Source organism: Bacillus sp. XT-4, from assembly GCF_050864245.1.
Classification (GTDB): domain Bacteria; phylum Bacillota; class Bacilli; order Bacillales; family Bacillaceae; genus Bacillus; species Bacillus altitudinis.
Genome location: NZ_JBPAFI010000003.1, coordinates 209,191 through 222,378, shown reverse-complemented (window position 1 = coordinate 222,378; position 13,188 = coordinate 209,191). Strand labels below are relative to the sequence as shown.

Genomic DNA, 13,188 nt, shown 5'->3' with positions numbered 1-13,188 from the left:
GGTTAAACGAAATTTGTCGGAAGAAAAATAATCGAAGCTTTGCGAGGCTGTGATGTTCTCTTCTTTGCACAAAACATTTCTTAGCGTATTTAAGGAAAACTGCGGCAAACGGATGCGTATCCGTCTGCCACAATCACTTATTTATTCCAGTCTGCTAAAAATTGCTCAATGCCTGCATCCGTTAATGGGTGTTTTGTCAGCTGCTTGATGACTTTCAGCGGCATTGTGCCGATATGAGCACCTCTAAGCGCAGCTTCTGTCACATGTTGCGGGTGACGAATGGATGCAGCAATGATTTGTGTATCTAATCCATGAACATCAAAAATGGTTTTCACTTCACTAATGAGATCAAGACCATTTTGGCCAATGTCATCTAAGCGGCCGAGGAATGGAGAGACATACGTCGCACCAGCTCTAGCTGCAAGAAGTGCCTGGTTTGCACTAAAAATCAACGTGACGTTTGTTTTAATCCCAAGGTCTGTTAACGCTTTGACTGCTTTAAGACCGTCTGTTGTCATTGGGATTTTAACTGTAATATTTGGTGCAATAGCAGCCAGCTCTTTTCCTTCTTCAATCATTTCTTCTGCTTTGAGAGAAATGACTTCCGCACTAACTGAACCTGATACCACGTCAGTGATTTCACGAAGGCGGTCGTGGAACGATACGTCCTTTTCTTTCGCTACTAAACTAGGGTTTGTTGTCACGCCTGCTAAAATGCCAAGCTCGTGTGCCTCTTTGATGTCTGCGATATTCGCTGTGTCTACGAAAAATAACATAACTGTGCCACTCTCCTATCAATAAATTGTCTGAAATGTAAATTTGATTGCGCTTTCTCATGATATGGAGAAAACCGCCTGTGACTCAGGCGGCTTTCGGTTCTCATCAAATTATGCTTGGTTAGAAGAACCAAATTCACGCATTTTGCCGATAACAGTCGCTTTAATTGCGTCACGAGCTGGTCCAAGATATTTACGTGGATCATACTCTTCTGTTTTTGCAGCAAGTGTTTCGCGAACTGCTTTCGCAGAAGCAATTTGGTTTTCAGTGTTTACATTGATTTTTGCTGTACCAAGTGAAATCGCACGCTTGATGTCAGCAGTTGGGATACCTGTTCCGCCGTGAAGAACAAGTGGAAGTCCAGTTGTTTTACCGATTTCTTCCATTTCAGCGAAACCAAGGTTTGGTTCACCTTTGTATGGACCATGAACTGAACCTAGTGCAGGCGCAAGGCAGTCAATACCAGTACGTTCTACAAGCTCTTGGCACTCTTTTGGATCAGCATAAATAACGCCCTCAGCGATGACGTCGTCTTCTTGTCCACCAACAGTTCCAAGCTCTGCTTCTACAGATACACCGTGGAAATGTGCAAGCTCAACTACTTTTGCAGTTGTCGCTACGTTCTCATCAAATGGATGGTGAGAAGCATCAATCATCACAGAAGTAAATCCTGCATGAATCGCTTTTGCACAAGATTCAAAGCTTGAACCGTGATCTAAATGAATCGCAACAGGAACTGTTACATTATATTCTTCGATTAACGCTTTTACCATTGCGACAACTGTTTTGAAGCCGCCCATGTAGCGTCCTGCTCCTTCAGATACTCCTAAGATAACTGGAGATTTCTCTTCTTCAGCAGCTTGTAAAATCGCTTGCGTGAATTCTAAGTTATTTAAGTTAAACTGTCCAACAGCGTAACCTTTTTCCTTTGCGTCTTTCAACATTTCTGTCATTGAAACTAAAGGCATGATGAAAAATCCTCCCTATGTAGCTAATTTGCTTACTAAAAAAAGCTCTCCACCCTAGCATGACCAGAATTTCTCGCCATATGTAAACTTTCAAAGTCAGATCGCTTTCTTCTTCTTATCTAGAATACCAATTATTCGACAAATCGGCAACAGAATGACTTGATTCAATCATTTCCATCTAGCCATTTGTTTCGAGCGGCAAGTATTCTTTGACCGCATCACGGATTTCATCAATATCAAATGGTTTAGCAAAATGCGTTAATGCACCGAGCTCTTTAGACTCTTGAATCATATCTAGTTCGCCATAAGCTGTCATAATGATCACGCGAATGTCTTCATCAATTAATTTCATGCGTTTTAAAATCTCAATGCCATCCATTCCGGGAATTTTCATATCAAGCAGGACAAGGTTTGGTCTATGGTTTTTCACAATATCTAATGCCTGTAGTCCGTTAGCGGCTTGAAAGGTTTGATAGCCTTCTTTATGAAACACTTCATTCAGCAATATTCTAATACCGTACTGATCATCGACAATTAAAATTTTCTCATTCATCTGTTACACCCCATTGCTTTCATTTTTCGCCATAAAAAGAGCTGTTGTTAAATAATTCTGTTTGATTTTCACATTTCCTTTAATTATAATAGTTTACTTTACGACATTTTCTGAGCATTTTTCCTAATATTCTCTTTATATTCTATTATAAAATGATCTGACAGAAGGAGGAAATGAGTCTTGTTAAAAATTTTCACTACCCAATTATCAGGTATTTTTTCACGTATTGGAGATAAGCAGGCCGAAGCGATCGAAGACGGTGCACGCCTTCTTGCTCAGGCCGTTGTCAGTGGACATGCCGTGTATTTTCATGGCAAGAATGAACTGGCGGCTGTAGCCTTAGAGGCATCTGAGAGCAAGGAGCCGTTTCCGGGTGCGAAGGTTCTGCCGCTGGATCAAAAGGAGCGCAGCATACTTCATCCAAGTGACAGGGTGCTTTTATTTTATTCAGATCCAGAAGATCAAGAGATTCAATCCCTTGTCAAAGAGCTGCACGAACAAGGCACACCTATTGTCGGTGTCGGCCCTGCACAAAAGGAGACATCATTTATTGAAGAGCATTGTGATGTCCACATTGATTTTCAGCTCAAAAAACCACTTGTGCCTGCTGAAGATGGAACAAGGTTCGGCTATCCTGCACTGATGACCTGCTTATATGTCTACCATGCTCTATCGTTTACTGTGAAAGAAATCGTTGAGGAATATGAATAAAAAAAACTGCCGAGAAGATGATATTCTCGGCAGTTTTTTGTTTTATTTTGATTCAGATGCCTGTAGTGAAGCACCAACGAAATCTCTAAATAACGGCTGTGGTCTTGTTGGTCTTGAAATGAATTCTGGGTGGAACTGAGAAGCAAGGAACCATGGGTGATCCTTCAGTTCAATGATTTCAACAAGGCGTCCGTCTGGGCTTGTACCAGAGAAGACAAAACCTGCTGCTTCCATTTGCTGTCTGAATTCGTTATTAAACTCATAGCGATGACGGTGGCGTTCGTACACGACTTCGTCATTGTATGCAGCAAATGCTTTTGAGTCTTCGTTTAATTTACAAGGGTATAGGCCGAGGCGAAGTGTTCCACCTAAGTCATCAACATCCTTCTGTTCTGGAAGAAGGTCGATGATTGGGAATGCTGTTTCTGGATCAATTTCAGCGGAATGTGCTCCCTCTAAACCTAGTACGTTTCTCGCATATTCGATAGATGCGACTTGCATACCTAAGCAGATTCCGAAGAATGGCACTTTGTTTTCGCGCGCATATTGTGTTGCAATGATTTTCCCTTCTACTCCGCGGTCTCCGAAGCCTCCAGGAACAATAATGCCGTCTACATCTTGAGCGAAATCAGCCATATTTTCTGCTGTGACTTCTTCTGCGTTGATCCATTTGATTTGAACATCCGCATCAAATGCATAGCCCGCATGACGAAGTGATTCAACGACAGAAATGTATGCATCTTGCAGCTCAACATATTTCCCTACTAGACCAATCGTAACTTGTTTTGAAAGGTTTTGCACTTTATCAACAAGCGCCGTCCACTCCGTCATGTCCGCATCTTGACAGTCAAGCTTCATGTGCTCACATACAAGCTTGTCTAATCCTTGTTTTTGTAAATCAAGCGGAATCGAATAAAGGGTATCTGCATCCTGACATTCGATGACTGCTTTCGTATCAATATCACAGAATAGCGCAATTTTGTCCTTCATGTCTTGTGCCAATGGCATTTCAGTTCTGACCACAATGACGTTTGGCTGAATACCAAGACTGCGAAGTTCTTTTACACTATGCTGTGTTGGTTTTGTTTTCAGTTCGCCTGCTGCACGGATGTAAGGAACAAGGGTACAATGAATGTACATCACGTTTTCACGGCCGATGTCACTCTTCATTTGACGAATCGCTTCAAGGAATGGAAGGGATTCGATGTCTCCTACTGTTCCACCGATTTCTGTAATGACCACATCTGCACCCGTTTCTTTTCCGGCACGGTACACACGGTCTTTGATTTCATTTGTAATGTGGGGAATAACCTGTACTGTTCCACCTAAGTAGTCGCCGCGACGCTCTTTCTTCAAAACAGTAGAGTAGATTTTACCTGTTGTAACGTTGCTGTACTTATTTAAGTTAATGTCAATGAAACGCTCGTAGTGACCTAAGTCAAGGTCTGTTTCAGCACCGTCGTCTGTAACAAATACCTCACCGTGCTGGTATGGACTCATTGTCCCTGGGTCTACGTTGATATATGGATCAAATTTTTGAATGGTGACATCCATCCCTCTATTTTTCAGAAGGCGGCCTAACGATGCAGCCGTGATCCCTTTTCCAAGTGAGGAAACAACTCCTCCTGTTACAAAAATATACTTTGTCATTTCGTATGCTCCTCTCTTTTTTACCCTTGCATGACTAGACATGCACAGCTTCATCCTTTTAGAGTGTATCCCTAAATCTCTTGAAAAATAAGAAAGCTCCCTTTCAAATAAATGAAAGGGAGCGTAAATGAACGTATCTTTACGTACTCTTTTTTAGAGAGCCCAAAATACATACTACATAGTTCGCTCTGGAAAGTCAAGACGGTTTTGTCCTGTTTTCAGGACCGGTTTGTGAGGGTTATTTGTCTTCCTCATCATCGTCTAAATCGTCTTCATCAATTTCCGTTAAGCCGTCATCATCTTCATCATCATCTTCGTCGAAGTCTTCTATCTCTTCATCGATTTCTTCATCATCTAGGTCAAGGTCCTCGTCGTCTTCAACAAGATCAAGATCTTCTTCAAGCTCGTCGATTTCTTCTTCCTCTTCAATATCATCGAAGTCTTCTTCAACGACAGCTGCTTTTGTTTTTTTCTTTTTCGCTTTTGTTTTCACAGCTGGCTGAACTTCTTCTTCGATTTGATCAACTGGATACCAGCTGCGAAGTCCCCATCTCTGATCACCTAACGAAATAAAGCGGCCATCTATATTTAAGTCTGTATAAAATTGAGCAAGTCGATCATCAAGATCAGATTTTTGTATCCCTTGCAAACGGACCATTTCATCTATTAACTCGGAAAACGTAATCGGTGTTTTGCTGTCTCTGAAAATTTCATAAGCAAGTTCAACTAAAGACATTTGTTTGAGCTGTTCCTGTGAGTATTCTTTCAAACTCAAGGTCAGACACTCCCTTTCTATTACATGTATGTATCCATTTATCAGTGAAATAATAAGTATTTATACCTTATTCTTACGACAAACCATACCTCTCATTATAAACAAATTAGGGGAGTTTATGCCACCTTTATTGATGTTAATTTTTGATTTTTTCACAAGAGGAGCCTCTAGCGGTCAATCATTTGTGCCGAATTGGCACAATTCATGTGTGAAGCACACGTTTTGCATGCTTTTTTGTCTTCTCTTTTGATGAATACAAAGTCATTTACTCTTCTTAAAAAAGGGGAATTATTCCTTCACAAAATGTTCACTTACGACGAATTGAAACAGAAATCTATAATAAATAGACTAATTTTGAGAGGTTGATCGAATTGCCAATGACAAAAAAAGAAGATATACAATTTGGTGTCTTGATGTGTTTTTGTATGTTTTCAGTGATGTTCTTTTATAACCTATTTCTAAATGGACGGCTTGGACATATGACATGGTTAGAAGGTGTACTCACCTATGTGATCGGTTTTGCCATCACGTTGTTGATTGAGATGTGTCTTGTTGGGCCTTCAGCAAAAAAAGCAGCCAGCCGTTTTGCCCCAAAAGGCAAGAAAGTCTATTTTATTCTCACTCTTTCTATCTTTATCGTGTTTGGGATGGTGTGTCTCATGTCTTTATGCGGATATGTCGTTGAAAGCATCAGCACAGGATTTCAAACACAATCGATTCTATCTGATTACTTAACGATTTTCGGTCATAATGTCATGTTGGCGTTCCCTTTGCAGATGTTGATTATGGGACCACTTGTCCGTTTAGTTTTTTTCAAATGGGTGAAATTAAAACAGACAGCAGCGGTTTAGTCGAATGGATATGTTACAGCTGGATATTCTGAATGAGTGAAAAAACCAAAGGTACGGTGAATAAAGTGCCCGCAGACACGAGTACAATGAGTTTTCTGCGGCTGTTTTCTTTTTCTTCCTTCTTTTTTGGAGACTTTGAAAGCTCTGTGGAGACCATAATCCATATGATCATTGTGACGATTCCTAAAATGCCAATAAATGTTGTGTTCATCATGATAACCTCCATTTTGTTTTTCCTAATTTTACTATAGTAATCAGGTGATATGAGATCATATTGGAGAGATTTCACATTTGATACAAAAACAGACCACCTCATATCAGGTGGTCTTTACTTCGTTTCTACATATCTAGCAGTTTCCGTGAGATGACCAGCCGCTGGATTTCTTGTGTACCTTCATAGATTTGAGTGATTTTCGCATCACGCATGTAGCGTTCGACTGGGTAATCCTTTGTATAGCCGTATCCGCCGAAGATTTGTACAGCTTCTGTCGTCACCTTCATGGCTGTATCACCGGCAAAGAGCTTGGACATAGCTGATTCTTTTCCATACGGAAGCCCTTTCGTTTCAAGCCATGCTGCCTGATAGGTGAGCAGTCTTGAGGCCTCAATTGCCGTTGCCATATCCGCTAACTTAAAAGCAATGCCTTGCTGCTGAATGATTGGTTTACCGAATTGTTTGCGCTCCTTTGCATAATTGACTGCTGCATCCAGAGCACCTTGAGCAATACCAACAGCTTGTGCGGCAATACCGTTTCTGCCGCCGTCAAGTGTCATCATCGCTATTTTAAATCCCTCTCCTTCTTGACCAAGCCGGTTCCTTTCGGGTATACGACAGTCTTCAAAGATGATTTCTGTCGTTGGCGATGAGCGGATGCCCAGTTTGCTTTCTTTTTTGCCGATCGAGAAGCCTTGCGACTCTTTTTCTACGATAAAAGCGGTTGTATTACGCGATGAAGCATCCTGGTCAGTAACAGCAAACACAATATAATAATCCGCAATGCCTCCATTGGTAATAAAAATCTTTGCCCCGTTCAAAACGTATTCATTCCCTGCTTTTACTGCTGTTGTTTTCATTCCGCCGGCATCTGAGCCCGAGCCGCTCTCGGTCAGTGCGTATGCGCCGATCTTCTGTCCCTCTGCAAGCGGCTTTAAATACGTCTCCTTTTGCTCATCTGTTCCGAATGTATAGATCGGCCATGAGGCGAGTGATGTGTGAGCAGATAGGGTGACGCCTGTTGAGGCGCACACTCGTGAGAGCTCTTCAACCGCTATGACATAGGCCAAATAATCACTACCAATCCCCCCATTTTCTTCTGGCCAAGGGATTCCTGTTAAACCAAGCTCCGCCATTTGATGAAAAATAGCGGGATCATACGATTCTGTTTCATCTCGCTCTGCTGCTGTTGGCTCCACTTCATTTTTCGCAAAATCTCTCACCATTTTTTGTATCATTTCGTGTTCGTCACTTAATTGGAACTGCATCATGAGCCACCTCACTTCATATTAGCTGTTTACAAATAACCAGCCTTTGTATTTCACTTGTTCCTTCATAAATCTCACAAATTTTCGCATCACGAAAGTACCGCTCTGCTCGGTATTGCTTCGTGTAACCGGCTAGACCAAGCAAATGGATGACTTCTGTACTAATATCAACCGCTGTTTTAGATGCAAATAACTTCGCCATCGACGCTTCCTTCGTGACAGGGCGATTGGCCTCTTTATAAGAAGCCGCTTGATAGACAAGAAGTTTTGCCGCTTCCAGCTTGGTGCCCAGATCGCCCAACCGAATGGTCGTTTCAAGGCCAGCTGGATGCTGCTTTAAATACGTCACCGCCTCAGCTAATGCGGCTTCTGCAATACCAAGGCTTTGAGCCGCAATGCCAATTCTCCCCGCATTTAAGCTAGACATGGCAATCCGAAAACCATCTCCTTCTGCACCGAGCAGCTGTTTTTTTGGAATTCGAACACCGTCAAAATGAAGTGTGACTGTTTTTGATCCATGCAGGCCCATCTTTTTCTCATCTTTTCCGATCGTAAATCCTGGTGTCCCCTTCTCCACAATGAATGCTGATATATTTTTCTTAGCAGAAGCAGGGTCTGTCACCGCAAATACAAGATAGACTTCCGCTTCACCGCCGCTTGTGATAAAAATTTTCGTTCCATTTAACACATAGTGATCGTTTGTGCGCTCTGCTTTCAACTGAATACTAGAGGCATCTGATCCTGCCTTCGGTTCAGTTAGACAAAAGGCGCCCAGCTTCTGCCCGGACGCAAGCTTGGGAACGTAGGATTCTTTTTGTTCAGTCGTTCCAAACGCCAAAATCGGCATCGTCACAACAGATGTATGAACGGATACAATGACACCGATGGTTGCACTTACTTTGGATAATTCATGAATCGCCATGATATAGGTTGTGAAATCTGCCCCTAATCCATGATACTTATCTGGGATCGGAATGCCTAAAAAGCCTTGCCGACCCATTTCAGCTAAAAGCGTTTTCGGGAACACGCCCTGTTCCATCGCTTCTATTTCAGGGAATACATGCTGGCGTGCAAATTCTGCTATTCGTTTTCTCCAAAGACGTTGTTTTTCTGTCAGCAACACATCCATCTTGACTCCCCCTATGAGTGGTCGTGGTAAGTGTAAAAACCTCTCTTTGTCTTTTTGCCCAGCCAGCCTGCGTTCACATATTTTTTCAAAAGAGGACAAGGTCGATATTTGCTATCTCCAAGACCCTCGTGAAGGGTATTCATAATAAATAAACAAGTATCGAGCCCGATGAGGTCGGCGAGACGAAGCGGGCCCATTGGATGGTTCATTCCAAGCGTCATGATGCCGTCAATACTTTCTACATCTGCCACGCCTTCATAAAGGGTATAAATGGCTTCATTGATCATCGGCATCAAAATGCGATTTGACACAAACCCAGGGAAGTCTTCCACTTCAATTGGCGTTTTGTCTAATGTCTTTGCGGTGTCAAAAACAAATTGGTACGTGGCATCATCCGTTTGTAGCGCACGGATTACTTCAACAAGTTTCATCACGGGAACTGGATTCATAAAATGCATGCCAATCACTTTTTCAGGCCGTTTCGTCACGGCTGCTAATTCTGTGATCGACAAGGAAGACGTATTTGTCGCAAATATCGTGTCATCAGGTGCAAATTGATCGAGGGTTTCAAAGATTTGTTTTTTGATCTTCATTTGTTCAGATGCGGCTTCAATCACTAAATGCGTCTGCTGTACATCCTTTAAATCTGTTGAAACAGCCAGCCGCTGTGTAATATCACGAACGGCCTGATGTGCCAGCTTTCCTTTTTCTGCTCGTTTCGTCAGTTGTTTGGTCATAGAGGAAATGGCTCGATGAATCTGCTCCTCTTCTGTATCATGGAGCAGGACGGTATAACCTGACTGTGCAAATACTTGGGCAATACCCGAGCCCATTTGCCCAGCCCCAACGACCATGACGGTCTCTTCTATACTCATGACAATGAACGCCTCCCTTTTAATCCACCTTGATCATGATCGCATCACCTTGACCCCCGCCGCTGCAAATCGCCGCAATGCCGATCCCGCCGCCTCTTTGTCTGAGTGCATGGATCAAGGTCAATATAATACGTGTTCCGCTTGCTCCAATCGGGTGACCAATCGCGACTGCCCCTCCGTTCACATTCATTTTCCGCCGATCCAGTCCAAGCATTTTTTCGCATGCCAATGCAACCGCTGAAAAAGCCTCATTGATTTCAAACAAATCGATATCCTCTACTCGCTTCCCTGTTTTCTTTAACACTTTTTCGATGGCATAGGCTGGTGTTTTCGGAAAGTCCTTTGCCTCTACTGCTACTTGCGCATGCCCAAGCACAACTGCCATAGGTTTTTCACCTTGCTGCATGGCATATGTGTCTTTCATTAATAGAAGCGCACTTGCACCATCATTGACACCAGGTGCATTGCCAGCGGTGATCGTACCTGCCTGATTGAAAACGGGCATCAGTTTTGACAAACGTTCATATGACGTATCACGCCGCGGGGCTTCATCTTCTGAAATCAGCTGATCTCCTTTTTTATTCTTGACGGTAACGGGGATAATCTCATTTTTAAAAAAGCCGCTTTTTTGCGCCTCAATGGCTCGTTCATGACTTCTTAACGCCCAAAGGTCTTGTTCTTCTCGTGTGACGCCAAGCTCTTTCGCCGCCATGCTTCCATACTCACCCATATGAACACCTGTAAACGAACAGGTTAATCCATCTAAAATCATGGCATCTTGTACTGCACCATCTCCCATTTTGTAACCCCATCGTGCTTTTTTCAGAAGATAAGGAGCATGGGACATGGATTCCATGCCGCCTGCCACGATCACCTTGGCATCTCCCGCTCGAATGATTTGATCGGCTGTCGTGACACTGCGCATTCCTGAAGCACAGACTTTGTTGATGGTTTGCGTCGGAACCGACCAAGGAAGATCTGCATGTCTAGCTGCCTGCCTTGAAGGAATTTGACCTTGTCCTCCTTGAAGGACACTGCCCATGATGACTTCATCCACTTCATGAACATTTGAGGCTCTTTCCAGCGCAGCTTTTATCGTCATCCCCCCTAATTCTGCAGCAGTCAAACGACTTAAAGTTCCACCTAGTTTTCCAAATGGTGTTCTCACTCCAGATACAATGACCGTCGTGCTCATTTCTTCCCCTCCTATTTGTTACCGCTTACATAAATGCTGCACAGCTCTTAAAACATCGGTATCTATCGGCCGATGAACAGTAGATCCATCGGCCTGACACCTTCATGAAGCCTGCGTTCTCGTTTCGCCAAACACTGATTTTTCAAGAAGTTCTGCGACATCAAATGTTCCGACCTGCTCTTCTACTTCCTTCGCTTTCGTCCCATCCCCAAGCATGGTTAAACAATATGGGCATCCTGAGCTGATGATGGATGGCTGTACCTGTAAGGCCTGCTCCGTCCTCGCTGTGTTAATCCGAGTACCTGTCTCTTCTTCCATCCACATTAAACCGCCGCCGGCACCGCAGCACATCCCGGATTCACGATTCCGTTCCATTTCTTTCAGTGTCACACCCGGAATGGATTTTAAAATATCTCTTGGCGGATCATAGACCTCGTTATATCTGCCTAGGTAGCAAGAATCGTGGAAAGTAATGACCTCGTTCACTTCATGAATAGGCGTTAATTTCCCCTCTTTTACTAGCTCTGCCAGTAATTCTGTATGATGGTACACCTCTGCCTCGAGCCCGAAGTCTGGGTATTCATTTTTAAATAAATTGTAAGCATGCGGATCGATCGTGACAATTTTGGTTACGTCATTTTTTTGGAATTCTTCGATGTTCTTTGCAGCAAGTTCTTGGAACAAAAATTCATTCCCAAGTCTTCTCGGTGTATCGCCTGAGTTTTTCTCTTTATTACCTAGGATGGCAAAAGAAACCCCTGCTTCATTGAGCAGTTTTGCAAAGGCAAGAGCAATCTTTTGGCTTCTATTGTCATATGCACCCATCGATCCAACCCAGAATAAATAGTCAAAGGTCTGATCTGCTTTTTTCAGCTCTTTCACTGTCGGAACATGAACATCTTCTCTTAGTTCACGCCAGTTTTCTCTTTCTTTTCGGTTCAATCCCCATGGGTTCCCTTGGCGCTCGATGCTTGTCATCGCACGCTGTGCATCTGCGTCCATTTTTCCTTCAGTCAGCACTAAGTATCTGCGCATATCAATGATTTTGTCGACGTGTTCGTTCATGACAGGACACTGATCTTCACAGTTTCGGCATGTCGTGCATGCCCAGATTTCTTCTTCTGTAATGACCTCACCAATGAGAGAAGGATGATACATTGCGCTCGCCGCAGATTCTTCCGCTCCGGCTCCTCTTGCCTGTAATGCCAGCTGATTTCCTGTCGTCTGCTTGAAAGCAAGCTGCGGAACCCACGGTGTTTTTGATGTAATGGCAGCCCCTTTATTTGTTAAATGATCTCTTAATCGTAAAATCAAATCCATTGGAGACAGCATTTTCCCCGTCCCAGTCGCTGGACACATATTGGTACAGCGTCCGCATTCCACACAAGCGTAAAGATCGATCAGCTGAGATTGACGGAAATCTTCAATTTTCCCAACGCCGAACGTTTCTTGTGTCTCATCTTCAAAATCAATTTTTTGCAGTTTGCCTGGCGGGTCCAATCTGCTGACAAATACGTTGACCGGGCCAGCGATGAGATGGGCGTGCTTAGACTGCGGGACGTACACTAAGAACGTCAGTAAAATAAGAAGATGCACCCACCATGCGACATAGAAAACAATTGTTGCCGCAAGTGGTGACAGCCAGCCCAGCAAGAAAGCAATGCCGGAAGCAATTGGCTCAGTTGCTGATAGTGAGTGCCCATGCCAAATGATGTTCATTCCGTTTCCCAGTAATACGGTCAGCATCAATCCGCCAATAAACAAAAGGACAAGCCCTGACTTAAAGCCCCTTTTTAAACGGACTAACTTCTCGACATATCTTCTATGGAACGCCCAAACCACCGCCACTAAAATGAGAAGTGTGACTACCTCTTGGAAGAATGTAAAGACACCGTAAAGCGGACCTAATGGTAGCCCGCTGTCTGGAACAAGTCCCTTCATAATAAAATCAAGGGCTCCGAACTGCACTAAAATAAATCCATAGAAAAACAGCACATGAATGATGCCGCTCTTCTTGTCCTTGAGCAGTTTCTTTTGCCCAAACACATTCACCCAAACACGTTCTAAGCGTTTTTTCATGTCTTTCTGAAATTCTTCTTTTTTGCCAAGACGAATATACGCCGCTCGTGTTCGAATGAGATAAATAAACAAATACACAGCGTAAGCGGTCACTGCCGCAAATGCAATCAAGTTAACAATTAAAAGGCTATTCATCTTGCTCC

13 protein-coding genes are annotated in these 13,188 nt (G+C 43.2%); 2 read left to right on the top strand and 11 right to left on the bottom strand.

Annotation, left to right across the window (positions count from 1 at the left end; genetic code table 11):
- Positions 1-137: 137 nt before the first annotated feature.
- The 3 genes from fsa to ACRRMM_RS10955 form a co-directional block, all read right to left on the bottom strand.
- Positions 138-776, bottom strand: a complete 639-nt coding sequence (gene fsa, locus ACRRMM_RS10965) for a fructose-6-phosphate aldolase (RefSeq protein ID WP_003215343.1) — start codon at positions 774-776, stop codon at positions 138-140.
- A gap of 111 nt (positions 777-887) precedes the next feature.
- Positions 888-1,745, bottom strand: a complete 858-nt coding sequence (locus ACRRMM_RS10960; RefSeq protein WP_007497678.1) for a class II fructose-bisphosphate aldolase — start codon at positions 1,743-1,745, stop codon at positions 888-890.
- Positions 1,746-1,923: 178 nt separating this feature from the next.
- On the bottom strand, positions 1,924-2,298 hold the full coding sequence (locus ACRRMM_RS10955) for a response regulator (protein ID WP_003214681.1): 375 nt from the start codon (positions 2,296-2,298) through the stop codon (positions 1,924-1,926).
- Positions 2,299-2,478: 180 nt separating this feature from the next.
- Between ACRRMM_RS10955 and ACRRMM_RS10950 the strand changes: the two genes are divergently transcribed.
- Positions 2,479-3,009 carry a DUF2529 domain-containing protein gene (locus ACRRMM_RS10950; protein ID WP_035389805.1) on the top strand — a complete coding sequence of 177 codons (531 nt, stop codon included), beginning with the start codon at positions 2,479-2,481 and terminating at the stop codon, positions 3,007-3,009.
- Positions 3,010-3,051: 42 nt separating this feature from the next.
- Here the strand turns inward: ACRRMM_RS10950 and pyrG are convergent, their stop codons facing one another.
- A complete protein-coding gene (pyrG, locus tag ACRRMM_RS10945) occupies positions 3,052-4,659 on the bottom strand; it encodes a glutamine hydrolyzing CTP synthase (RefSeq protein WP_017360053.1) in 1,608 nt (535 codons plus the stop codon).
- A gap of 238 nt (positions 4,660-4,897) precedes the next feature.
- Positions 4,898-5,434, bottom strand: coding sequence for a DNA-directed RNA polymerase subunit delta (gene rpoE / locus ACRRMM_RS10940; RefSeq protein ID WP_035389808.1), 537 nt, complete (start codon positions 5,432-5,434; stop codon positions 4,898-4,900).
- Positions 5,435-5,811: 377 nt separating this feature from the next.
- Between rpoE and ACRRMM_RS10935 the strand changes: the two genes are divergently transcribed.
- A complete protein-coding gene (locus ACRRMM_RS10935) occupies positions 5,812-6,285 on the top strand; it encodes a DUF2798 domain-containing protein (protein WP_253274088.1) in 474 nt (157 codons plus the stop codon).
- 13 nt (positions 6,286-6,298) lie between these two features.
- On the opposite strand, the gene ACRRMM_RS10930 is transcribed toward ACRRMM_RS10935, so the two are convergent.
- The 6 genes from ACRRMM_RS10930 to ACRRMM_RS10905 all read right to left on the bottom strand — a co-directional run bounded on the left by ACRRMM_RS10930 (position 6,299) and on the right by ACRRMM_RS10905 (position 13,180).
- On the bottom strand, positions 6,299-6,496 hold the full coding sequence (locus ACRRMM_RS10930; RefSeq protein ID WP_017360056.1) for a hypothetical protein: 198 nt from the start codon (positions 6,494-6,496) through the stop codon (positions 6,299-6,301).
- 128 nt (positions 6,497-6,624) lie between these two features.
- On the bottom strand, positions 6,625-7,767 hold the full coding sequence (locus tag ACRRMM_RS10925; protein ID WP_052320303.1) for an acyl-CoA dehydrogenase: 1,143 nt from the start codon (positions 7,765-7,767) through the stop codon (positions 6,625-6,627).
- Positions 7,768-7,783: 16 nt separating this feature from the next.
- Positions 7,784-8,896: an acyl-CoA dehydrogenase family protein gene (locus ACRRMM_RS10920; RefSeq protein ID WP_052320304.1), complete on the bottom strand. Its 1,113-nt coding sequence runs from the start codon at positions 8,894-8,896 to the stop codon at positions 7,784-7,786.
- 11 nt (positions 8,897-8,907) lie between these two features.
- Positions 8,908-9,771, bottom strand: coding sequence for a 3-hydroxybutyryl-CoA dehydrogenase (locus ACRRMM_RS10915; protein WP_007497692.1), 864 nt, complete (start codon positions 9,769-9,771; stop codon positions 8,908-8,910).
- A 19-nt stretch (positions 9,772-9,790) separates the two neighbouring features.
- On the bottom strand, positions 9,791-10,966 hold the full coding sequence (locus tag ACRRMM_RS10910) for an acetyl-CoA C-acetyltransferase (RefSeq protein ID WP_052320305.1): 1,176 nt from the start codon (positions 10,964-10,966) through the stop codon (positions 9,791-9,793).
- 102 nt (positions 10,967-11,068) lie between these two features.
- A complete protein-coding gene (locus tag ACRRMM_RS10905) occupies positions 11,069-13,180 on the bottom strand; it encodes a (Fe-S)-binding protein (protein WP_017360061.1) in 2,112 nt (703 codons plus the stop codon).
- Positions 13,181-13,188: the final 8 nt, after the last annotated feature.

Excerpts from the sequence above, each read along its gene's own strand:
- ACRRMM_RS10910 (WP_052320305.1), bottom strand. The coding sequence starts at position 10,966 with ATGAGCACGACGGTCATTGTATCTGGAGTGAGAACACCATTTGGAAAA.
- ACRRMM_RS10920 (WP_052320304.1), bottom strand. The coding sequence starts at position 8,896 with ATGGATGTGTTGCTGACAGAAAAACAACGTCTTTGGAGAAAACGAATA.
- ACRRMM_RS10930 (WP_017360056.1), bottom strand. The coding sequence starts at position 6,496 with ATGAACACAACATTTATTGGCATTTTAGGAATCGTCACAATGATCATA.
- ACRRMM_RS10915 (WP_007497692.1), bottom strand. The coding sequence starts at position 9,771 with ATGAGTATAGAAGAGACCGTCATGGTCGTTGGGGCTGGGCAAATGGGC.
- ACRRMM_RS10925 (WP_052320303.1), bottom strand. The coding sequence starts at position 7,767 with ATGCAGTTCCAATTAAGTGACGAACACGAAATGATACAAAAAATGGTG.
- ACRRMM_RS10955 (WP_003214681.1), bottom strand. The coding sequence starts at position 2,298 with ATGAATGAGAAAATTTTAATTGTCGATGATCAGTACGGTATTAGAATA.
- ACRRMM_RS10935 (WP_253274088.1), top strand. The coding sequence starts at position 5,812 with ATGACAAAAAAAGAAGATATACAATTTGGTGTCTTGATGTGTTTTTGT.
- ACRRMM_RS10960 (WP_007497678.1), bottom strand. The coding sequence starts at position 1,745 with ATGCCTTTAGTTTCAATGACAGAAATGTTGAAAGACGCAAAGGAAAAA.
- fsa (WP_003215343.1), bottom strand. The coding sequence starts at position 776 with ATGTTATTTTTCGTAGACACAGCGAATATCGCAGACATCAAAGAGGCA.
- pyrG (WP_017360053.1), bottom strand. The coding sequence starts at position 4,659 with ATGACAAAGTATATTTTTGTAACAGGAGGAGTTGTTTCCTCACTTGGA.
- ACRRMM_RS10905 (WP_017360061.1), bottom strand. The coding sequence starts at position 13,180 with ATGAATAGCCTTTTAATTGTTAACTTGATTGCATTTGCGGCAGTGACC.